Source organism: Allokutzneria sp. NRRL B-24872, from assembly GCF_002155965.1.
Lineage (GTDB): Bacteria > Actinomycetota > Actinomycetes > Mycobacteriales > Pseudonocardiaceae > Allokutzneria.
Genome location: NZ_MUMH01000435.1, coordinates 1 through 567, shown reverse-complemented (window position 1 = coordinate 567; position 567 = coordinate 1). Strand labels below are relative to the sequence as shown.

At 72.1% G+C, this 567-nt stretch carries 1 protein-coding gene; it reads right to left on the bottom strand.

Annotation, left to right across the window (positions count from 1 at the left end):
- Nucleotides 1-91: 91 nt before the first annotated feature.
- Nucleotides 92-567, bottom strand: a 476-nt coding sequence (locus CCN37_RS38520; protein WP_143262094.1) for a TetR family transcriptional regulator, incomplete at its 5' end; no start/stop codon positions are given.

Below are 567 nucleotides of genomic sequence, written 5' to 3'. Positions count from 1 at the left end.
GGCGCACCGGCAGCGCACCCGGCTGCCCCCTGTCGGTCGCGCGAGTCCCTGCACCCCCCGACCGGTGACACGATTCAGGGGCCCTCTTCGCTCATCTCACCCTGCGGACCCGTCGCTTCACACGGGGCACCCGGTCGAAGATCGCGGCGAGGCGGGCCCCCTGGGCGAACAGGGTCTCCGGCCGGGAGCGGTCGCCGTCGAGGTGGGTGAGGGTCTCCATGCCGAGGTAGAAGGCCACCGCCGCCCCGGCCAGGACCCGCACCCGGACCACGGACGCCAGGGGTTTGCCGCGCAGGAGGACCGTGAGCTGTTCCTCGGCCAGGTTCTCCCATTTCGTTGTCTCCAGGGCCAGTTGGGCGGCCAGCCGCGTTCCGGGACGTGCCCCGGCGTACAGTTCCTGGACGGCGGCGATGTGCCCGGTGCGGCTGTCCTCGTCGTACAGCTCGCGCAGCCGCGCGATCATGGGTACGGCCCGGTCGAGGCCGGACAGTTCGGCGCGGTAGCGGTCGATACGGGCTCCGCTGGTCCGTTCCAGCGCCGCCACCAACAGGTCGTCCAGATCGGCGA